A 20,903-nucleotide genomic window follows, 5' to 3' on the forward strand; every position below is an offset into this window, starting at 1 on the left:
GGCCATTTTCCGCGGGCAGGCACAGGAGGAGGGCCGAATGGGGCGCAACAACGGTTTCACGTTCAAGCAATTTCACATCGATCACGACCGCTGCGCCATGAAGGTCGGTACGGACGGCATTCTGCTGGGAGCCTGGGCGCCGGTCGACAGCGCCCGCCGGGTGCTGGACATCGGCACCGGCAGCGGCCTCATCGCCCTGATGCTGGCCCAGCGCAGCACGAACGACTGCCACATAGACGGGGTGGAGCTGGATAAGGATGCAGCCATGCAGGCCCAGGAAAATGTGGCGGCCTCCCCCTGGCGTGAGCGGGTCACCATCATAGAGAGCGCCATTCAGGATCACCTCGCCCCCCCTTACGATCTCATCGTCTCCAACCCGCCCTATTTCCCGGCAGGCCAGACACTCCGCGATCCGGCCAGGGCTCTGGCCCGTCATACCGGGGGGCTTGACCCCAGGGGATTGCTGGCCGCCAGCGATCGCCTGCTGAGCCGTACCGGGCAACTGGCCCTGGTGCTGCCCACGGCGATGGCGGATGAAATTTTATGCATTTCGTCGAGTTATGATCTGTATGAACGTTGTTATCTGGCTGTTACTACCAGAGAGGGGAAAGAGGCAAATCGTGTTTTATTGCTGCTTGGCAGAGGATTAAACAAGTGCGAGAGGGGTGAAATTGTGATCCATTCTGCCACAGGAGGCTATTCCGACAGATATATCCAACTAACCAGCCCCTTCTATTTGAAGATGTAAATTTTGCCTTGAACTATTTTTTCACATCATTATGCTGACTGCTAAATGAGCGCCCGCTCAAGACCAGTTCAAACCACTGGTCGCGATGAAAAAACCAGCGGGGCTCTTTTTTTTACCCCCGGAAAGTGCCGGTCACTGACAAATAAAAAACTATAACAAGCAATAGTTTACAAGACAGACGAGGTTGAACTTGACGAAATCACTCACATTGTCCGATGTACTCGGATTGGGCTTCATGACCTTTGCGTTCTATCTGGGCGCAGGCAACATCATCTTCCCGCCCCTGGCCGGCTTCATGGCGGGTGAGCACCTCTCCCTGGCCATGCTGGGCTTCCTGGTCACCGCCGTGGGCCTGCCCCTCATCACCATCATCGCCGTCGCCAAGGCTGGCAACGGCTGGGCCGGCATGACCAAGCTGCTGCCGGCCGGCGTGGCCACCGCACTGGCCGTCGCCATCTACATCATCATCGGCCCGGCCTTCGCCGCCCCCCGTACCGGCCTGGTGGCCTACGAGATGGGCCTCAAGCCCTTCCTTGGCGACATGGGACCATCCGGTCTGGCTGCCTACACAGTACTGTTCTTCGGCGTGGCCATCCTGGTCTCCCTCAACCAGGGCAAGCTGATGGATGCCATCGGCAAGTACCTGACCCCGCTGCTGATGCTGCTGCTGCTGACCCTGGCCATCGGTGTCTTCGTCGCACCGCAAGGAAGCATGCCTGCCGCATCCGGTGACTACCAGAGCACCCCCTTCGTGAAGGGCATTCTGGAAGGCTACAACACCATGGACACCCTGGCGTCCCTGATGTTCGGCGCCCTGATCGTCGACCTGCTGCGCCAGAAAGGCATCCATGACTACCAGAGCCAGTTCAAGTACCTGGCCATCGCGGGCATCATCTCCGCCATCGGTCTCTCCGTTGTCTATGTCTCCCTGTTCCAGCTGGGCAACACCGCTGCCGGCGTCGCCACAGACGTGAGCAACGGCGGTGCCATCGTCAACGCCTACGTACTGAGTCTGTTCGGCCAACCGGGTCAGTTCATCCTGGCAGCCATCATCACCCTGGCCTGCTTCACCACGGCCGTCGGCCTCATCTCCGCCTGCTCCGACTTCTTCCACAACCTGACCGGCATGAGCTACAAGAAGCTGGTCGTGCTGCTGGGTGTCATCTGCGGCGTCGTGGCCAACGTGGGCCTGAGCCAGCTCATCAGCCTCTCCATTCCGGTGCTGGTCGCCATCTACCCGGTTGCCGTGGCGCTGGTACTGGTCACCTTCCTGAAGGGTTACTTCGGTCGCCCCCGCCTGGTGTTCCGCTCCGTGCTGCTGGTCGCCTTCCTGTTCGGCTGCCTGGACGGCCTGGGCGCCGCCGGCATGAAGATGGATGCTTTCGCCTTCCTGCCGCTGTTTGACAAAGGCCTGGCCTGGTTGCTGCCGACCCTGCTGGCCTGTGGCCTCGGTGTCATGGTGCGTGGCAATGGCAAGCTGGCTGCAGAAGCGGCCTGATAACAGATCTTGACCAAATGAAAGAGGCCAGCATTTGCTGGCCTCTTTTTTGTTGGTGCAATCTGGTTCATCCGTTGTGGAGAGCGCTCCTCAGAGGACGGTTGCTGGCTTGGGTTTGCCTGCAAGACCGTACCAGTGATGCTCAAACCGGCCCGCATGCCAGCGCAGGGTGCACCAGGGCTGGTCAGCCTGCCAGCGCGGGAAGTTGATCTCCACGCGGTTGTCTTCGTACTTGTAGAGAGAGGTGCTGATCTCGATATCCGACAGGATAAGCAGCACCACCCCACCGATGACACTCCATTTCAGCATCTTCCACATGGCGATTACTCGAAGCAGATCTCGATGGTGGCACGGCCATACTCCGATTCGAACGGCATCATGATCTTGGCGCCGTCGGCCCGGTGAGTAATGGTGTGATTGGGACCGGAGACGATGACCGGGGTCGCCATGTCGAACTCATAGCCCTTCTCCCCCAGCATGCGTTTGGCGCCGCCCGTCACCATGTTGGTGATCTCGCCCACCATGTCGGTCACTTCCTCGTTGATGGTGGCCGGCGCCTCCCCCAGCATGCGACGCATGATCTCCAATGCCAGCCCCTTCTCGAAGCTGATTGAGAGGGAACCCCGGGTCTGCGGACCCACCATGCCAATCAGGCCGGAGACATCTCCCCGAGCCAGCTCGTCCGTCTTGCGCTTGGGCGCGCCCGGTTTGAGTTCCAGCTGTGCCATGGTGGAGAGCACGTTGAGCAGGGAGAGCAGGAACGGGTTTACAAAATCAGCCTTCATCTTGACTTCCTACGGTAGCGGAACAGCGGGCACATTGACCATGGGCTTCTATGGTCTTGTTGGTAATAGTAAAACCATGCTGATGAGCCTGCTCGGAAAAGGCGCCGTCGATGGCGGGATCGTGCAGCTCCACTACCTCACCGCAACGATCGCAGATCAGCAGTTGCATCGGGTGGGCATGGTCGAAGTGGCAGCAGAAGATGAAGGCGTTGAGCGACTCCACCTTGTGGGCAAAGCCCTGTTCGAGCAGGAAGTCGAGCGCCCGATAGACGGTAGGTGGTTTGGCATGAGCCTCGGTCTGCTGCAACTGGGCCAGCAAATCATAGGCACTGATGGCATTGCCGTGGGCGGCAAGCAGCCGGAGCACCTGGCGCCGTGTCGGGGTGAAACGGATCCCGCGCTGCTCGCAGAGGCGTTCCGCTCGTTGTAGAAGTTGGTCTTGATTCATGTTCACGCAGATACCCTGTCAATTAGCCGGATACTATCACAGGGCCCCCAGTGCGCGGCGACAAAATTCATTTTCTGGGGCTGTCTCACGTTGTGATAGAATCCCGCCCCTTGTTTGGCCAACCCGGATGATTTTTATGCAGGCGCAGCGCTTTTCCATCGCCCCCATGCTGGACTGGACCGATCGGCATTGCCGTTATTTCCACCGTCTGATGACCCGCCAGACCCTGCTCTATACCGAGATGGTGACCACGGGCGCCATCATCCACGGCAAGGGCGACTATCTGGGCTACAGCGAGCAGGAACACCCTCTCGCCCTGCAACTGGGTGGCAGCAACCCGGCAGACCTGGCCCGCTGCGCCAGGCTCGCCGAGGAGCGCGGCTATGACGAGATCAACCTCAACGTCGGCTGCCCCTCCGATCGGGTGCAAAACGGCCGCTTCGGCGCATGCCTCATGGGTGAACCCGCACTGGTGGCCGATTGCGTCAAGGCGATGCGCGACGTGGTCAACATTCCGGTCACCGTGAAGACCCGTATCGGCATCGACGATCAAGACTCCCACGAGTTCTTGCAGGCCTTCATCGAGCAGGTAAGGGACGCCGGTTGCGATACCTTCATCGTCCATGCCCGCAAGGCCTGGCTGAGCGGCCTGAGCCCGAAAGAGAACCGCGAGATCCCGCCCCTCGATTATCCTCGCGTCTACCGGGTCAAGCAGGATTACCCGGATCTGACCATTGCCATCAACGGCGGGGTGACCAGTCTGGAGCAGACTCTTGAACATCTGCAGCACCTCAACGGGGTCATGATGGGCCGCGAAGCCTACCAGAACCCCTACATTCTGGCCCAGGTGGACAATCTGGTGTTCGGCGAGAACCGTGCCGTGCCAAGCCGCCACGAGGTGGTGCGGATGATGCTGCCTTATATCGAACAAGAGCTGGCCAAGGGCAACTACCTCTCCCACATGACCCGCCACATGCTGGGGTTGTTCCAGAACATGCAGGGGGCGCGCGCCTGGCGTCGCCATCTGAGCGAGAATGCCTGCAAGCCGGGGGCCGACATTCAAGTGGTGCTGGACGCCATGGCCAAGGTGCCGGAGTTCGCGCCGGCCGACGCGGTGGAGTGATCATGTACCGCTTCACCGGATCCTGGCTGCACAAGGCCCTGGTGCGTCTGTGCGCCGGCCTGCTCACCATTCTCGGCATCAAGCTCAGCGCCTTCTATTTCATCGGGCTGCTGATCGTGCTGGGGCTGCACCGGGACCAGATCCTGAGCTAAGCGCCCCACGCTCCCGAACAAGAAAAAGCCGGCGCCCCTGCGCCGGCTTTTTTGTCACCACGGAGGCGACCCGACAGTCTGGCTTACTCCTCCTGAACCATGAACTGGAGTTCAGGGGGAGAAGAGGTCAGCACATCGGCGCAGTAATCCCAGGTCGAGATGCGGTAGTGCTGCAAATCTTCATCCAGGTGCAGCCCATCGGATTCCTGATGGAACCAGCTGGCGAAACGGGACGGGGTGATGAGCTGGATCTGCTCCTCGATGACGTGGCTGTCACGCCCCTCCGCCAGATCGCAGTCCTCCATCACCCGCACCGCGAAGATGTGGCGAAAACTCACCCGGCACAGGGGCAACGGAGGCAGATCGATGCTGCGAGCGCGCCCCAGCATGACGGTCAGGGTGTCGCTCCAGATATCCTGATGCAGTTCGGCAACGACCAGGCCGGGAGGGAGTTGACGAGAGGGAGCCCAGGGGACGGCTACCTGCCGAATGGCATTTTTCTGTTCCATATCCACCTCGCTACAGCGCATGCCATATCCTGAGTGTATCTGAAACAAATTTTGACGAAGATGGCAAGAAAAAACCCGGCACAAGCCGGGTTTCATTTGATTACAAGACGACCTTATTTGACGGCGTCTTTCAGCGCCTTGCCAGCCACGAAGGACGGCACATTGGCAGCTGCAATCTGGATCTCTTTACCGGTTTGCGGGTTGCGACCGGTACGGCCCGCGCGATGGTTGACCTTGAAGGTACCAAAACCCACCAACTGAACGGCATCGCCCTCTTTCAGGCTCTGGGTAATACCATTGATGATCTCTTCCAGAGCGACTTTGGCCTGAGCTTTGCTCAGGTCTGCTTTGGCGGCAATTGCATCGACAAGTTGAGCTTTGTTCATAACATTTCCTTTATGATCGGGCATTTAGCACCGGGCCACTCTATTCAAAAAAAAACACTCAGGCAAAGGCTTTATCAGCCGGATTGGCTTGAATGCTGGGGTTTTCATCAAGATCTGCGGAAATAGTCACATATATCGCCCCCTCGTCCCCTGGATGGGCGACAGGATGCGAAGTACCGGTGGGGAGAGGCATGCAAATCCCCGCCTGATGTAACAATATCCCTACACTCCTATTGACGGTCAACTGGATTTTCCCTAGTTATAGGAGTGTCGTCAGTCGATGAGAATGACCGGAGGCGTGCGACCCGAGTGCCGCATGCCATGCCCATGGAGGGACTATGTTAACTGAACTGGAAAAAACCAAGCGCGCACTGGCAGGCAAGCATAGAGCAATAGATGACTGGCTGGATGCCAGACAGGCGTTGCTGGTCGAGTACATGCGACTGGCAGGCCTCATGCCCGCCAAGTGCAAGCAACGCACCCTCCCAGGCCATGTAGAACTGCAACGTTTTTGCGAACAACTGGTCGATTATGTCAGCGCAGGCCATTTCGAGATCTACAACCACGTCGTCACCGCCTTTGAGCAAGCCAGCGGCGACAAACTGGAGCTGGCCAAGCGCATCTACCCCCATATCCGTGCCTGTACCGAATTCGCGCTGGAGTTCAACGACAAGTACAGCAACGCCGACGAAGCCCAGTTGCTGCAACTGGACGAGGATCTGAACCAACTCGGCCCCGTGCTGGAAGACAGGTTCAAACAGGAGGATCGGCTGGTCAAGGCGCTGCAGGTGGTGGAATCCCTCAGCCATCAGCAGGTCTGATATTCAATATCGGAGCCAGTTCAATATCCTGGCGTGCCAGCTGGATTACACTCTGCAACATGAAGGATGAGCATCTTGCTCGCACGCAGACCGGAGACGACCATGGCCGAGCGCCGCCACTTTACTCGGATTTTCTATTTGACCGCCGCCAAGCTCACCCAGGGTGAACACCAGTGGCGCACCCAGCTGGTCGACGTCTCCCTGCAGGGAGCCCTGCTGCTCAGACCCGAGGATTGGGTCGCCAGCGAGGACAAGGAGTACGAAATCTGCTTCGTGCTCGGGGGCAGCGACATCGAGATCAAGATGCAGGTCGAGCTGACCCACGAAGCCAGCAAAAAGCTGGGGTTTTACTGCCACCACATCGACATCGACAGCGCCACTCACCTCAAACGGATGATCGAGCTGAACATCGGAGAGGAGCAACTACTCCATCGCGAGCTAGAGCAGTTGCTGCAAGAGCACCGAGACCACGTCCCCCCCGAATCCTGAGCGGGCGGGCAGAAAAACAAAGGAGCGTCCATACGCTCCTTTTTCATGGTCGGTTACAGGGCCTCGAGGGCATCGGAGAGTTTCTTCACCGGCACCACCTCCATCCCCTCGATGGGATGTTTGGGCGCATTGGCATGCGGGACAATGGCTCGGCGGAAACCGTGCTTGGCCGCCTCCTGCAGTCGCTCCTGACCCGAGGGCACGGGCCGTATCTCGCCGGAGAGTCCCACCTCGCCAAAGACTACCAGATCCTTGGGCAGGGCCTGATCCCGGAAGCTCGACACCATGGCCAGCAGCAGCGCCAGATCCGCGCTGGTCTCCTCGACTTTGACGCCACCCACCACGTTGATGAACACATCCTGATCCGCCATCTGCAACCCGCCGTGACGATGCAGCACCGCCAGCAGCATGGCGAGACGGTTGTGATCCATCCCCACCGCCACCCGGCGCGGATTGGAGAGCTGGGAGTAATCCACCAGCGCCTGCAACTCCACCAGCAGGGGGCGCGTGCCTTCCCAGATCACCATGACGATGGAGCCCGGCGCCTGCTCCTCCCCGCGGCTGAGGAAAATCGCGGAAGGGTTGCTCACCTCCTTCATTCCCTGCCCGGTCATGGCGAAGACCCCCAGTTCGTTGACCGCACCGAAGCGGTTCTTGTGGGAGCGCAGGGTGCGAAAACGCGAGTCGTGCCCGCCATCCAGCAGCACGGAGCAGTCGATGCAGTGCTCCAGCACCTTGGGACCCGCCAGGGTGCCGTCCTTGGTGACGTGGCCCACCATGAAGATGGCCACATGATTCTGCTTGGCATAGCGTGTCAACAGCGCCGCCGACTCCCGCACCTGGGAGACGGAACCCGGCGCGGACTGCACATCCGCCACGTGCATCACCTGGATGGAGTCGATGACCATGATCTGAGGCTGCTCCTGCTGGGCGATGAGACAAATCTGCTCGACGCTGGTCTCGGACAACATGCGCAGCTTGTCCGTGGGCAGACCCAGCCGACCGGCCCGCATCGCCACCTGTTGCAGTGACTCCTCACCGGTCACATAGAGGGTCTTCATGCGCTGCGCCAGGCCGCACATGGTCTGCAGCAACAGGGTCGACTTGCCGGCCCCGGGGTTGCCGCCGATGAGAATGGCCGAACCGGGGACCACACCGCCACCGAGTACGCGGTCCAGCTCCTTGAAGCCCGAGCTGAAACGGGGGATCTCCGTGGTAGCGATCTCCGCGAGGGTCTGCACCTGGCTGCCGACGGCGCCCGCATAACCGGTATAGCGAGCGCTCTTGCCGGGTGTCGTCACCCCCAGTCGCACCTCGGTGATGGTGTTCCACTCCTTGCACTCGCTGCACTGACCTTGCCAGCGGGTGAAGTCGGCTCCACATTCGGAACAAACATAGGCGGTTTTGTTTTTGGCCATGGATAACTCGGGGACAGGATGAATTCCTGCTTGATATACTTGTTTGCGACCGGCAGATCAAACCCAGAATCGGAAAAGTGACTTTCCGCGGCAGGAATACATGGATTCAGAACAACCACTACATCTGATAGAACAACTTGTCCCCCTGCTCCGGGAAAAGGACTTCGACGAAATCTTCAACCGTCTGACCCAGAACGAAAATACCAACAGCCGGTTCCTGCTGAAGATGGAACTCAAGCGCAAGTGCACCCCCTGCCGGCGCGTCATCGACATGCGCAACGAGCTGGGCGCCCTCTGTCAGGTGCATGAGTTCGACGGGGTGACCCACTTCATGCCCGCCGAGGCCATCGAGCTGTTTCAATCCCAGTGCTACCTATACCGGGACAGCTACACCCTGGGGGTCTACGAGGCGCTGCAAGCCTGGTACAAACTCAACCAGGGGCGCAGCGACAATCTGGCACTGCCCATCAGCCCGTTTCGTCCGTTCGATGTCAGTGCCATCCCCTTCGCCAGCCATTACGGGCGACAGGAAGAGCGCATGCACTTCAGCTCTCCCATGGTGCTCCAGCTCGCCAACGGCGAGAAGCTCCTCGCCAAGAGCTCCGACATCTCCCTCGGCGGCATCCGGGTATCCGTGCCCTATCTGCCCGACTACCAGACAGGCGACCTGATAGCCGTCTTCTTCACCGGACTGGAACGCGATCATCCCCATCCCCTGCTGCGTGACCCGGTCAGCTACCAGATCCTGGGGGAGGAGAGAAAAGAGGACAAATTCTGGCTCAGGCTGCTCAAGAACGGCGAGCATCCGGTGTTTGACGAGTTCCTGCGCGACTTCATCGAGCGCAACCGCAGCCGCTATCGCGTCAGCGTCGACTACCTGCTCTCCGCCGCCGTCATCAAGGGGTATGAGCAGTTCTATCTGCCGCGCATGACCGGCATGCCCCTCTATTTCGGCAAGGGCAGCATCCCCGCCCTCGAGATCGCCCTGCGCACCGAGAACAACCAGCACATTCTCGAATACTGGCGCGACGCCAAGAACCGCGACATGCTCGCCAGCCTCTTCACTGCGGCCCGCATGCCCTCGTTGCTTCCAGGCAAAGAGGGGCTGCGCGAGACGCTGATCTACAGCTTTACCCATGCGGTACGCAGCCACCTCTACTTCTTCTCCGCGACCCGGGAGGAGCTGGAACAGAGCGGACTGACCGCGCTCTTCTTCCTGATCGGCGCCCGCCGCCCCAGCTGGCGGGTATACAAGTTCAGCATGGAAGCCTGCACCCTGCGGGAGGCCGACCTCGACAACCCCCAGGGCGGGGCGAGCCCGTTGCAGGACAGGCTGCTGCGCGAGCGCCTGGCCCAGCTCGGATACGTGGGCATGCTGCAGGAGATCAACCTGGACAACCAGCGCGACGAGTTCCAGCGAGAGACGGGTCAGGATCCGCTCAACGCCAACGCCTTGCAGCGCTTTGGCCATGACATCCATGCCGCCCCCTTCGAGATAGAGACGCTGCACTATGTGCAACTGCGCAAGGAGGCGCGCTACATGCACAAGACGGCCATCGTCTTGCATCACAAGGAGCGATCCTGGGTCGGCTGGACCCGAGACATCTCGGCCCACGGCATGCAAATCGAGCTGGAGGAGCCGTTCGACGGGGAGAAGGGAGACATCATCACGGTGGCTCTGCCCCGCTTGCAGGAGCTCGCCAGGAACATGGACCTGCAACGCCTGCCCTATCGGCTGGTCAGCCTCAACCTGAGCAGAACCGTGCTGCATCTGTGCATCGAGGGGACGGCCGAGCGCCATACCGGCCACCAGTTCTTCAGCCTGCTGATCGAAAGCAACCAGAACAAGCTCAAGACCACCCGGGAGTTCAATCGCTATCGCGGCATGGCCAGGGCGCTGCGCAACCTCTACACCCACCACCTGTTCAACACCCCCGTCTATGTGAACAAACTCAAGGCCGCCCCGAAACTGGCCGCGGCCGGCCTCTCGCCACAACCACGCAGCCTTTCCCGTCTGCTGCGCATCTGTGCCGAGCAGGATCAGCAGTTGAACCTGTATCCCCTGTTCCAGGGGGCGCTGCTCAAGGCCCTGCTGCTCAATCCCCTGCGCGCCATCGAGCGGGAAGACAAGCCGGAAGAGGAGGAGGTCTACATCGCCGCCCTCCACTCCCAGGGGGGAACACCCCTGTTTCGCAGCCACCTGGCCAGCAGCTTCAGCTCACCGGATCAAAAGCGCCGCTTCATCGAGCTGGCTCGGCAACAGGGAGAATTCTATTCAGTACTGGTGGGCATTTCGCGCACCGGCCGCCCGGACACCAGTTTCATCGCGGGTGAACTGGACTACATCGCCAAGTTCGCCATTCACAAGGCCAAGAAGCTGGAAGAGGAGCTCTGGAGTGTCGTGGGCGTGGGTGAACTGACCGATACCACCGAGGCGACCCTGTTCCGCCTTGGCATACCATCCGGGCCCCGCTAGCCAGCAGGGCCGGGAGACAACAAAAACGGGCACGCAAGTGCCCGTTTTTTGTCTATCAGGCAGCCTGGGGGTTGCGCAGCCAGGCGAGGATGTCGGGGAAGTGATCCTCCTGTGCCTGGGGCGCCGTCAGCATGTTGATGTGGTCGTAATCGAGCCGGTTGCCGTTGTCCCGCCCAAGGCGGGTGTGGCGGGCGGCCGAGCCCATCTCGTCGCTGAAGCGACGCACGTCGACGGGGTGGCCAAGTACCTTGTCCGCCTTGGCGGAGATCATCCAGAGCGGGGGCCAGTTGACCCGGCTCGCCGCCTCGTCATAGGCGAAACCATCAAAGGGATCCTGCCAGGGCCCGCACTTGACCCAGGGGATGGTCTCCTGCAGGTAGCGCAGGGGCTCATCATCGGCCCCTATCTTCAACCGGCGGGCGGCCAGAAATCCCCGGCGGCGCGCCAGCCAGGGGGCGAGCCGGTTCCAAATCAGATCCACCTTCAACCAGCGCTCCGGGTTCTGCACCGAGACCCCCCGCTTGGTGCCGAAGAACACCAGGCTGGCAACCTGCTCCGCCAGCTCGGGGAAGCGCACCAGGGTCGAGGCCATGATGACGCCGCCCCAGGAGTGGGCCATCCAGTGCACCCGGGCACCGGCATGGCGGGCCGATACCCAGCGCTGCAGTGCGGGCAGATCCTCGGTGATCAGCTCATGCTGACCGTGGCCGGCCCGCTCGGCGATGGTCGGAGTGCTCAGGCCCCGACCACGCAGATCCGCCACATAGACCTGATACCCGTGGCGAGCCAGAAAGCAGGCCAGCCCCTTGCCCGATTCGGTGTAGAAGATGCGGCCGTTCTCGATGGCCCCGTGCACCATCAGGATGGGGTCGGCATGCACCGCGACACCGGGCTGGATATGGCGCACATGGAGTCGATGCTCACCGCAGGGGACAAACAGGGATTGCTGTAACAGTTCCATCTCGTGATCGACTCCTCCTTGAGCGGGATCAGCACCAGCGTCGGTCGCGACAGGCCAGGGCGCCGAGCAGGCAGAGCACCCCTTCCAGATCGTGGTGATTGAGGGTCGCCGCCGCCTGGGCACGTACCAGGGGTTTGGCATGAATGGCAATGCCCAGCCCCGCCACCCCCATCATCTTGAGATCGTTGGCACCATCGCCGACCGCGACCGTCTGGGATGCAGCCACCCCGTACTCCGAGGCCAGCTGTTGCAGTGCCTCGGCCTTGGCTGCGGCATCGACGATGGGGCCGCTCACCTTGCCGGTCAGCAAGCCCCCTTCCATCGCCAGCTCGTTGGCGAAAATGGCATCCAGACCCAGGGCACGCTGCAACTCGCCGGCAAAGCGGGTGAAGCCACCGGAGGCGATCGCCACCTTCCAGCCAGCCTGCTTGAGGGTTTCGACCATGAGTGGCAGGCCCGGCATCCAGGGCATGTCGGCCGCCACCTCGTCGAGGATGGTGACCGGCGCCCCTTCCAGCAGCGCCACCCGGGCACGCAGACTGTCGGCAAACTCCAGCTTGCCCTGCATGGCCGCCGCGGTAACGGCCGCCACCTGCTCACCGACCCCGGCCAGCCGCGCGATTTCGTCGATGCACTCTATCCTGATCGCGGTGGAATCCATGTCCATCACCAGCAGACCGGGCTCACTCAGGGTAGGCAGGGCGGCCAGATGACACAGGTCGATGTCCCACTCCTGGGCTTTGAGCACCTGCACCAGCTCGGGGGAGAAACGGTTGGTGCCAAGCAGCAGCAGCGGAATATCGGCCTGCTCCCCTGCGGGATAGAGGCTGGCCTCGAGCCCCAGGGCATCCAGCTGCTGGGCCAGGCGGGCCAGATGACCGGCCTCCAGCCCCTTGCCAAACAGAACAATCCAGGCGCTGTCATGGGCGTTGGCCGCGGGCAGCAGGACTTCGTTGGTGAGCTGCCAGCAGGGGGCACAGCTCAGGGCCCCGGACCAGTCGTGCAGGGAGCGGGGAAGTAGGGACAACAACATAAGAGAGACGCCTTCCTTGGAAATCATGGGGTTCATCATGCGGGCCCAGAGTAGCGTATTGCTTTTTGTACAGGCAAGCGCCAAGATCCCGCCTGCGGTGCGGGCAGACATGGAAACAGACCACCCTGTTTCCCGCTTCGCGGCACCGGGGCACCAGCCAGCCCCGCTCATCCATTACCAGAGGCCCGGTTCTGTGCGTCATCTTCCCATCAAACGTGTTGTCAGCCTGGCGGCGGGAGTCCTGCTCGGTCTCTGGGTGCTGGTGCTGCTCATCCACATGCAGGGAGAGAGCCAGGCCGCCCTGCACGCGGCGGCACGGGACAGGGCACAGGCGCTGGTCGCCTATGCCGCCCGGGACATGCGCCGCTGGATCAAGGAGGACAAGGAGAGCGAGCTGGAGAGACTGGCGCAGGATCTGGCCGCCGAGCCTGACATTCTGGATGTCACCCTCTATGACGCCCGCGGTATTCCCCTCGCCCAGTCGGACAACGCCCTGCCGCTGGACAGCCTGCTGCCCATCGGCAGCGACAACAAATCCCTGCCGGAGCAGGGCAAGGGGCGCATCCAGTTCGTCAAGGAGATCCAGGACGAAAACCTGACCCTGGGCTATCTGAGGATCACCCTGGAAGAGCAGAAACTGCTGGCCGCACAGGATACCCATCTCAAGGTCAACCAGGAGAAACAGCGCCTGATGCTGCTGGTGATGCTGCTGGCCGGCCTGCTCATCTCCTACGGGGTGCGTCGCAACTACATGCGGGTGCGCAAGCACAAGAAACAGAGCAAACCCGCCGCTCCGCAATAAGCGGGAGTGGATCACATCCTCCGGCTTGTATATAACACTGGCAAGATCACTGGCAGGAGAGCCACATGATTGCCCCCCCCTTGCCGCTGGATGAACACAGTCGACTGGAACGACTGCGCATCCTCGGCCTGCTCGACCACGAGCCCATCGATCAGCTTGATCGCCTCACCCGGCTCATCACCCGCCATTTCGCACTCCCCATCGCCATGGTCTCCCTGACCGACGTGAACAGGCAGTGGTTTCTCGCCCGCACCGGGGTCGATATGTGCGAGATCAACCGGGAGCACTCCTTCTGCGGTCATGCCATTTTGCGCCCCGACATCATGCAGGTACCGGATGCCAGACGGGATCTCCGCTTTGCCGACAATCCGCTGGTGACCGATGATCCCGGCGTGGTCTTCTACGCCGGTCGGCCCCTGCGGGCGCTGGATGGCGTGGTGCTCGGCACCCTCTGCCTGGTGGACCATGTGCCACGCCATCTCGACGAAGATGCCTGCCGGGATCTCGACGACTTCGGCCGCCTGGTGGAGAACACCCTGCACGATCTGGAGCGGCGCCACCAGGTGCGTACCCTCAACCAGGTGCTGGAAGACAAGGAGCATCTCTTCACCCTCACCTTCAACCAGTCGTCGGTGGGCATGGCCCTCTCCTCCCTCGAGGGGAAATGGCTGAGAGCCAACCCGGGGCTGGAGCGGCTGCTCGGTTACAGCGAGCACGAGATGCTGAGCCGGACCTGGCTCGCCATGACCCATCCCGAAGATCTGCAACGGGAGCAGCCCCTGTTCGATGCCCTGATCGCGGGACAACGGCAGGATTACCGGCTGGAGAAGCGGATGATCCGGGCCGATGGCACCCAGTGCTGGGTCCAGCTCAGCGTGACCCTCTGCCAGAGCCGCACCATGGCCCCCCACATGATCGCCGTGTTTGCCGACCTCACCGAGCGCAAACAGGCCGAAGCCGAACTCGTGCGGCTGCAGCAAGGACTCGAGCAGCAGGTGCAGTCACGGACCAGTGAGCTCTCCCGCACGGTGGAACAGCTGCATCAGGAGATGCGCGAGCGCGGCGCCATGCAGCAGCAGCTGTGGCAGGAGCAGCGCCGTCTGCAGCACATGCTGGAGCACACCAGCAATGCCTTCCTCGAGCTCGATGCCGATTTCATCATCACAGGCTGGAACCCGGCCTCCACCACCCTGCTCGGCTGGCACGCCGACGAGATGCTGGGCCGCTCCCTCTCAGGGCTGCTTGGCGCCGATCACCCCCTGCTGAGCCTGTCAGGCAACCCGCAGAGTCCGCCACGGCGGCTGGAGTGCGACATCATCACCCGCACAGGCCGGCACATCCCGGTCGAGGTGATCGCAGAGCGCTACCAGTTCGACGGCAAGGTGCGCATCGCCCTGTTTTTGCACGACATCACGGCCCGCCGCCAGGTGCTCGCGGAGATCGAGCGTGGCCGTGCCCGACTGCGGGCCATCACCGATGGCCTGCCGGTCACCATCAGCATGGTGTCGCCCGAGGGGCGTTACCTCTTCGCCAACCAGGCCTATTGCCGCTACTTCGGGCTCGATACCGAACAGATGCGGGAAATGAGCGTGCGGGACGTCATCGGCGAGGAGGCCCACGGCAGGGCCATGGCCTATGTGGCAAAGGCCCTGTCCGGTGAACAGGTGAGTTTCGAGCGCCGCTTCGATCTGCCCATAGGTCAGCGTGACCTCAGGATCACCATGATCCCCAGCCGGGGCGACGAGCCCGGGGTCTACATCCTCGGCAGCGACATCACCGAGTTCAAGGCGCTGCAAAGCCAGCTGGAACACGAGGCGGCTCACGACCCCCTCACCGGCCTGCCCAACCGGCGCGCCTTCACCCTGCGCCTCTCCCGGGAGCTGGAGCGGGTGCGCCAGAATGCCGAACCCCTGGGGCTGCTGTTCCTCGATCTCGACGGCTTCAAGGGGATCAACGACAGGCTGGGACACCACGTCGGCGATGCTCTGTTGCAACGCTTCGCCCAGGTGCTGAGTGCCGAGGTGCGCCCGGGGGACATGGTGGCGCGCCTGGCAGGTGACGAGTTCACCATCATACTGCCTGCCCTGCGCCAACCCGCGCAGGAGCTGCCTGCCCTGTGCGAGCAGCTGCTGGCGGCCATGGCGGTTCCCGGGGACGTGGCCGGTCATCGGCTGCCCCTTGCCGGCAGCATAGGGGGCGCCCTCTGCCACTCGGGCCAGTATTGTCACATCGACGATCTGCTGCACCGGGCCGATGCCGCCATGTACCAGGCCAAACAGGCGGGCAAGGGGCGCTTCGCCCTCGATCTCTGACCGTGCTTCGCATAAAAAACGGCGGCCCGAGGGCCGCCGTTTTTTATGCGCGAGGGGGATCAGTTGTCACCCAGCAGGACGGAGTCCAGCGCGATTTCGATCATGTCGTTGAAGGTCAGCTGACGCTCTTCGGAGGTGGTCTGCTCACCAGTACGGATATGGTCGGAGACGGTGCAGATAGTCAGCGCCTTGGCACCGTACTCGGCGGCCACGCCATAGATACCGGCGGCTTCCATCTCGACACCCAGGATGCCGTATTTTTCCATGACGTCGAACATGGAGGGGTCCGGGGTGTAGAACAGATCGGCGGAGAAGATGTTGCCCACGCGCACGGCCACGCCCTTGTTCTTGGCGGCCTGAACGGCATTGGCCACCAGGTCGAAGTCGGCGATGGCGGCGAAGTCGTGGTCCTTGAAGCGCAGACGGTTCACTTTGGAGTCGGTGCAGGCACCCATGCCGATCACCACGTCACGCAGTTTCACGTCTTCACGCACGGCACCGCAGGAGCCCACGCGGATCAGGGTCTTCACGCCGTAGTCGGTGATCAGCTCTTTTGCGTAGATGGAGCAGGACGGGATGCCCATGCCGTGGCCCATGACGGAGATGCGACGACCCTTGTAGGTGCCGGTGAAACCGAACATGTTGCGCACGTCGCACACCTGCTCGACGTTCTCCAGGAAGGTTTCGGCGATGTACTTGGCACGCAGGGGGTCGCCCGGCATCAGCACGGTATCAGCAAAGGCGCCATCTTTCGCATTGATATGAGGAGTTGCCATTCTCTTTATTCCTTCACACTAGGTTGAGTTTTATTGTCTTTATGGATTGTCCGCTGCCTGCGCGGCGGCGGTACATTACAGGAAACCGGGGCCCTGTGGCACCCCGGGCAGGCGAACCGGCCCGGGGTCACCATCACAGGAAGCTGGTACCGTATTGCAGCTTGGGCAGGCCGTGGTAGGCCGCGATGCTCTGGCCGATGTCGGCGAAGGTCTCGCGACGACCGACGGAGCCCGCCTTGACCGGCTTGCCGTAGAACAGCACCGGAATGTATTCGCGGGTGTGGTCGGTACCACTCCAGGTCGGGTCACAGCCGTGGTCGGCGGTCAGCACCACCACGTCGCCATCCTGCAGCAGGTCGAACAGCTCCGGCAGGCGGGAGTCGAAGTACTCCAGCGCATCGGCGTAGCCCTTGACATCACGGCGGTGACCGTAGGAGGAGTCAAAATCCACGAAGTTGGTGAAGACGATGGTCTGGTCACCGGCCGCTTTCACCTCTTCCAGAGTCCTGTCCCACAGCTCGGTCAGACCGGTCCCCTTCACCTGCTTGGTGATGCCCTGCTGGGCATAGATGTCGGCGATCTTGCCGATGGAGACCACCTGGCCACCCGCTTCCTTCATGTAGTCCAGCACGGTCGGTGCCGGCGGCAGCACGGAGTAGTCGTGGCGGTTGCCGGTGCGCTTGAAGTTGCCCTTGCCGCTGCCCACGAACGGACGCGCGATGACGCGGCCGATGTTGTAGGGCTCCAGCAGCTCGCGCACGATGTGGCACAGCTCATAGAGCTTCTCGAGGCCATAGGTCTCTTCGTGGCAAGCAATCTGGAACACGGAGTCGGCAGAGGTGTAGAGGATCGGCTTGCCGGTGCGCATGTGCTCTTCGCCCAGATCGTCCAGCACCTGGGTGCCGGAGGCGTGGCAGTTGCCCAGATACCCGGGCAGACCGGCCTTCTCGACGATGGCATCCAGCAGCTCCTGCGGGAAGCTGTTGTGGTGGTCATGGAAGTAACCCCACTCGAACAAGACGGGCACGCCGGCAATCTCCCAGTGACCGGACGGGGTGTCCTTGCCGGAGGAGAGCTCCTGGGCAAAGCCGTAGGCACCGATCACCTCGACATCCTTGTTCAGTCCGGCCGGGAAGGTGCCGCTGGCGAGTTCGCCCGCGTGGCCCAGACCCAGCTTGCTGAGGTTTGGCAGGTTGAGAGCGCCACGGCCCTCGATCTCACCGGCGGCGCACGCCTTGGCGATATGGCCAAGGGTATTGGCACCCACGTCGCCGAACTTGTCGGCATCGGCGGCAGCACCAATACCGAAAGAGTCCATCATCAGAATAAAGGTACGTTTCATGGGACTTCCCCTTGTTACAAATCAGCCAGACCGATGCGACGGTAAACCTCGGGCAGCGCCTCTGGTCGGGTGTCGCCGATCTTCACGGCAGCCTGCACCATGCGGGCAGCCTCGGCAAATTGAGCTTCTGTCTGAGCGTGGATCAGGGCGAGCGGCTTGTCAGCATCGACGCTCTGACCCAGGCGGATAAAGTCGGTCAGACCGACGGCATAATCGAGTTTGTCGGCGGCGGCGCGGCGACCGCCCCCCATGGCGACCACCGCCAGGCCTAGTTCACGGGTATCCATCGCGGTGACGAATCCGCTGTGGGCCGCGTAGATGGGGCGCACGATGGCGGCTTTGGGCAGGTAGGCGTCATAACGCTCCATGAAGTCCGCCGGGCCACCGAGGCCGGTCACCATGCGACCGAAGATCTCGGCGGCCTTGCCGTTGTCGAGCACCGCCTGCTGCTTGGCACGGGCGTCCTGCTCGTCGCTCGCAAGCCCCGCGGAGATCAGCATCTCGGCGCACAGGGCCAGGGTCACTTCGTGGATGCGCGGGTTGCGATACTCACCGGTCAGGTAGCGCACCGCCTCGCGCACTTCCACCGCGTTGCCGGCGCTGGAGGCCAGCACCTGGTTCATGTCGGTCAAGAGTGCTGAAGTACGGCAGCCGGCACCGTTGGCCACGGCGACGATGCTCTTGGCCAGTTCCTCGGAGGCTTCAAAGGTCGGCATGAAGGCGCCGGAGCCCACCTTCACATCCATTACCAGGGCTTCGAGCCCGGAGGCAAGCTTCTTGGAGAGGATGGAGCCGGTGATCATGGCAATCGACTCGACGGTGGCGGTGATGTCCCGTACCGCATAGATACGCTTGTCCGCCGGGGCGAGATCGCCGGTCTGGCCGATGATGGCGACACCCGCCTCTTTCACCACTTTCAGGAAGCGGTCGTTGTCGACCGAGGTCTGGTAGCCGGGGATGGCGTCCAGCTTGTCGAGGGTACCGCCGGTGTGGCCGAGACCACGGCCGGAAATCATGGGCACGAAACCGCCGCACGCAGCGACCATGGGGCCCAGCATCAGGGAGACGACGTCACCCACACCGCCGGTGGAGTGCTTGTCGACGATGGGGCCGCCCAGGTTGAGGTGATCCCAGGTCAGCACCATGCCGGAGTCGCGCATAGCGCAGGTCAGGGCGACCCGCTCATCCATGGTCATGTCCTTGAAGTAGACCGCCATGGCCAGGGCCGCTATCTGCCCCTCGCCGATGGTGTTGTTGGTAATGCCCTGAACGAAGAATTGAATCTCTTGGGTACTGAGCGCTTCACCGTTGCGCTTCTTGCGAATAATTTCTTGAGGCAAAAACATCTTTCATTCCCTCCGTGCACAGTGCACGAACACAGACCGAACCAGATCCGGAAGGGGGCGGCGCACCGCCCCCTGCCGCCGCTTAGTAACCGCTGGTATTGGCAGGCTTGTCGCCATGCCCCAGGGTCGCCAGCAGGCTGGCCAGCAGGCTGGAGGCGCCGAAGCGGAAGGTGCGGGCGGATACCCAGTCCTTGCCCAGGATCTCTTCGGCCATGGCCAGGTACTGACCCGCCACGGCGGCGTCTTTCACGCCACCGGCCGGCTTGAAGCCCACTTTCGGGTTCTTGGCCTTGATCACTTCCATCATGATACGGGCCGCTTCAGGGGTCGCGTTCACCGGCACCTTGCCGGTGGAGGTCTTGATGAAATCGGCACCGGCGTCGATGGAGATCTCGGAGGCGCGACGGATCAGCGCCTCTTCCTTCAACTCGCCGGTCTCGATGATCACTTTCAGCAGTACCTTGGCGCCGCAGGCTTCCTTACATGCTTTGACCAGATCGAAGCCGACCTGTTCATTGCCGGCCATGAAGGCGCGGTACGGGAAGACCACGTCCACCTCGTCGGCACCGTAGGCCACGGCGGCGCGGGTCTCGGCCACGGCGATCTCGATGTCGTCGTTGCCGTGGGGGAAGTTGGTCACGGTCGCGATGCGCACGTCGGCAGCGCCGATGTCACGCAGGGTCTTGCGCGCGATGGGAATGAAACGGGGATAGATGCAGACGGCGGCGGTCAGGCCAGCCGGAGACTTGGCCTTGTGGCACAGGTCGATCACCTTCTGATCGGTGTCGTCATCGTTCAGGGTGGTCAGGTCCATCAGGTTCAGGGCGCGTTGGGCGGCCACTTTCAGATCAGTCATGCTATGTCTCCAAAGTCTTGTTAAGCCCCATCACCCGCGATCGGCTTCACCGAACACCAAGGGTCGGCAGAGACGTTCCCGGAGCAACGGGATATGGAATTGCAGCGCAAATGCACAGGCAATACGGCTGCAAATAAGGCAAGAGCCCTGTCACTTTCTTACAAAAGTGCGGACTTGGTTCCATGAAGACTTGAGAAAGGCCGACTACGCAGACCCGACTTCCCAATCAATTCCATTTGACCGCCAACACCCGGATTCACCGGGCATTAGTCAATGCCAGCACCCTGCTGGCATCGCCTATTTCAGCCGAGATACCCCGTGTTTGCAAGCCGGATTTGCCAATTTCAGAGGTACCTCACACCCGGCAAATCCAGCGCTGGAAGGCGCTTAAGAGAAGAAGCGGGTCAGGATCCAAGAGTAGGCAATGCCCCCCAGATAGACCCCCACGATCCCCATGACGCCGGAGAGGACGGGCGGCGCCGGTATCGGCAACTTGAGGAAAGAAAACAACACCCCAACGATAAAGCCGGCCGCCATAGCCAGTAGCACTTCATTCATAGAACCTCCGATTTGACTCACTTTATTATTAGTCTTGACAGGAAAACGGTTGTCACCACCCCAA

Annotated in this window: 22 protein-coding genes; 9 read left to right on the top strand and 13 right to left on the bottom strand. The window is 61.8% G+C overall.

Annotation, left to right across the window (positions count from 1 at the left end; genetic code table 11):
- Positions 1-37: 37 nt before the first annotated feature.
- The gene (locus tag PG879_RS00520) at positions 38-748 is read left to right on the top strand and encodes a tRNA1(Val) (adenine(37)-N6)-methyltransferase (RefSeq protein ID WP_227263068.1); all 711 of its coding nucleotides are present in this window, start codon (positions 38-40) and stop codon (positions 746-748) included.
- 235 nt (positions 749-983) lie between these two features.
- The gene (gene brnQ / locus PG879_RS00525) at positions 984-2,246 is read left to right on the top strand and encodes a branched-chain amino acid transport system II carrier protein (protein ID WP_050485178.1); all 1,263 of its coding nucleotides are present in this window, start codon (positions 984-986) and stop codon (positions 2,244-2,246) included.
- Positions 2,247-2,336: 90 nt separating this feature from the next.
- Here the strand turns inward: brnQ and PG879_RS00530 are convergent, their stop codons facing one another.
- Genes PG879_RS00530 through zur form a run of 3 tightly spaced genes read right to left on the bottom strand, consistent with a single transcriptional unit; the run spans position 2,337 to position 3,479 of the window.
- Positions 2,337-2,564 carry a hypothetical protein gene (locus PG879_RS00530; protein WP_128344179.1) on the bottom strand — a complete coding sequence of 76 codons (228 nt, stop codon included), beginning with the start codon at positions 2,562-2,564 and terminating at the stop codon, positions 2,337-2,339.
- Positions 2,565-2,569: 5 nt separating this feature from the next.
- Positions 2,570-3,031, bottom strand: a complete 462-nt coding sequence (locus PG879_RS00535; RefSeq protein ID WP_010673043.1) for a chemotaxis protein CheX — start codon at positions 3,029-3,031, stop codon at positions 2,570-2,572.
- Positions 3,021-3,479, bottom strand: coding sequence for a zinc uptake transcriptional repressor Zur (gene zur / locus PG879_RS00540; protein WP_010673042.1), 459 nt, complete (start codon positions 3,477-3,479; stop codon positions 3,021-3,023). Before zur ends, PG879_RS00535 begins: the two co-directional genes overlap by 11 nt.
- 136 nt (positions 3,480-3,615) lie before the next feature.
- Here zur and dusA point away from each other — a divergent pair, with 136 nt between their 5' ends.
- Positions 3,616-4,602: a tRNA dihydrouridine(20/20a) synthase DusA gene (gene dusA, locus PG879_RS00545; RefSeq protein WP_210556011.1), complete on the top strand. Its 987-nt coding sequence runs from the start codon at positions 3,616-3,618 to the stop codon at positions 4,600-4,602.
- A 2-nt stretch (positions 4,603-4,604) separates the two neighbouring features.
- Complete coding sequence (locus PG879_RS00550; protein WP_210556012.1) at positions 4,605-4,754, top strand: hypothetical protein; 150 nt, start codon at positions 4,605-4,607, stop codon at positions 4,752-4,754.
- 83 nt (positions 4,755-4,837) lie between these two features.
- On the opposite strand, the gene PG879_RS00555 is transcribed toward PG879_RS00550, so the two are convergent.
- Both PG879_RS00555 and hupA read right to left on the bottom strand, forming a co-directional pair.
- Positions 4,838-5,263 (bottom strand): hypothetical protein, encoded by a 426-nt coding sequence (locus PG879_RS00555; RefSeq protein WP_029313758.1) that lies wholly within the window; start codon positions 5,261-5,263, stop codon positions 4,838-4,840.
- A gap of 113 nt (positions 5,264-5,376) precedes the next feature.
- Positions 5,377-5,649 carry a nucleoid-associated protein HU-alpha gene (hupA, locus tag PG879_RS00560; protein ID WP_005305063.1) on the bottom strand — a complete coding sequence of 91 codons (273 nt, stop codon included), beginning with the start codon at positions 5,647-5,649 and terminating at the stop codon, positions 5,377-5,379.
- Between the two features lie 338 nt (positions 5,650-5,987).
- On the opposite strand from hupA, the gene PG879_RS00565 reads away from it, so the two are divergent.
- Together PG879_RS00565 and PG879_RS00570 are read left to right on the top strand one after the other, a co-directional pair.
- Entirely contained in the window at positions 5,988-6,470 is a 483-nt protein-coding gene (locus tag PG879_RS00565; RefSeq protein WP_029313757.1) for an Rsd/AlgQ family anti-sigma factor, read from the top strand.
- 102 nt (positions 6,471-6,572) lie between these two features.
- Positions 6,573-6,959 (top strand): PilZ domain-containing protein, encoded by a 387-nt coding sequence (locus PG879_RS00570; protein WP_029313755.1) that lies wholly within the window; start codon positions 6,573-6,575, stop codon positions 6,957-6,959.
- Between the two features lie 53 nt (positions 6,960-7,012).
- On the opposite strand, the gene radA is transcribed toward PG879_RS00570, so the two are convergent.
- The gene (gene radA / locus PG879_RS00575) at positions 7,013-8,377 is read right to left on the bottom strand and encodes a DNA repair protein RadA (protein ID WP_010673036.1); all 1,365 of its coding nucleotides are present in this window, start codon (positions 8,375-8,377) and stop codon (positions 7,013-7,015) included.
- A gap of 100 nt (positions 8,378-8,477) precedes the next feature.
- Here radA and PG879_RS00580 point away from each other — a divergent pair, with 100 nt between their 5' ends.
- Entirely contained in the window at positions 8,478-10,853 is a 2,376-nt protein-coding gene (locus PG879_RS00580) for a PilZ domain-containing protein (RefSeq protein WP_210556013.1), read from the top strand.
- Between the two features lie 55 nt (positions 10,854-10,908).
- On the opposite strand, the gene PG879_RS00585 is transcribed toward PG879_RS00580, so the two are convergent.
- Both PG879_RS00585 and serB read right to left on the bottom strand, forming a co-directional pair.
- Positions 10,909-11,814 (bottom strand): alpha/beta fold hydrolase, encoded by a 906-nt coding sequence (locus tag PG879_RS00585; protein WP_041214455.1) that lies wholly within the window; start codon positions 11,812-11,814, stop codon positions 10,909-10,911.
- A 28-nt stretch (positions 11,815-11,842) separates the two neighbouring features.
- The gene (gene serB / locus PG879_RS00590) at positions 11,843-12,847 is read right to left on the bottom strand and encodes a phosphoserine phosphatase SerB (RefSeq protein WP_210556014.1); all 1,005 of its coding nucleotides are present in this window, start codon (positions 12,845-12,847) and stop codon (positions 11,843-11,845) included.
- A gap of 193 nt (positions 12,848-13,040) precedes the next feature.
- Here serB and PG879_RS00595 point away from each other — a divergent pair, with 193 nt between their 5' ends.
- Together PG879_RS00595 and PG879_RS00600 are read left to right on the top strand one after the other, a co-directional pair.
- Positions 13,041-13,649 (top strand): AhpA/YtjB family protein, encoded by a 609-nt coding sequence (locus PG879_RS00595; RefSeq protein WP_210556015.1) that lies wholly within the window; start codon positions 13,041-13,043, stop codon positions 13,647-13,649.
- Between the two features lie 65 nt (positions 13,650-13,714).
- Positions 13,715-15,961, top strand: a complete 2,247-nt coding sequence (locus tag PG879_RS00600; protein WP_270829601.1) for a sensor domain-containing diguanylate cyclase — start codon at positions 13,715-13,717, stop codon at positions 15,959-15,961.
- A gap of 59 nt (positions 15,962-16,020) precedes the next feature.
- Here PG879_RS00600 and deoD read toward each other — a convergent pair whose 3' ends face one another.
- From deoD to PG879_RS00625, 5 genes are all read right to left on the bottom strand, one after another.
- Complete coding sequence (gene deoD / locus PG879_RS00605; protein ID WP_005341325.1) at positions 16,021-16,737, bottom strand: purine-nucleoside phosphorylase; 717 nt, start codon at positions 16,735-16,737, stop codon at positions 16,021-16,023.
- A gap of 133 nt (positions 16,738-16,870) precedes the next feature.
- Positions 16,871-18,079 (bottom strand): phosphopentomutase, encoded by a 1,209-nt coding sequence (locus PG879_RS00610; protein WP_039039948.1) that lies wholly within the window; start codon positions 18,077-18,079, stop codon positions 16,871-16,873.
- Between the two features lie 14 nt (positions 18,080-18,093).
- Entirely contained in the window at positions 18,094-19,425 is a 1,332-nt protein-coding gene (deoA, locus tag PG879_RS00615) for a thymidine phosphorylase (protein ID WP_270829602.1), read from the bottom strand.
- An 82-nt stretch (positions 19,426-19,507) separates the two neighbouring features.
- A complete protein-coding gene (gene deoC / locus PG879_RS00620; RefSeq protein WP_039039946.1) occupies positions 19,508-20,281 on the bottom strand; it encodes a deoxyribose-phosphate aldolase in 774 nt (257 codons plus the stop codon).
- Between the two features lie 387 nt (positions 20,282-20,668).
- Positions 20,669-20,839: a XapX domain-containing protein gene (locus PG879_RS00625; protein WP_010673027.1), complete on the bottom strand. Its 171-nt coding sequence runs from the start codon at positions 20,837-20,839 to the stop codon at positions 20,669-20,671.
- Between the last annotated feature and the right edge of the window lie 64 nt (positions 20,840-20,903).

The organism is Aeromonas sp. QDB63 (assembly GCF_027707425.1).
GTDB classification, from domain to species: Bacteria; Pseudomonadota; Gammaproteobacteria; order Enterobacterales; family Aeromonadaceae; genus Aeromonas; species Aeromonas caviae.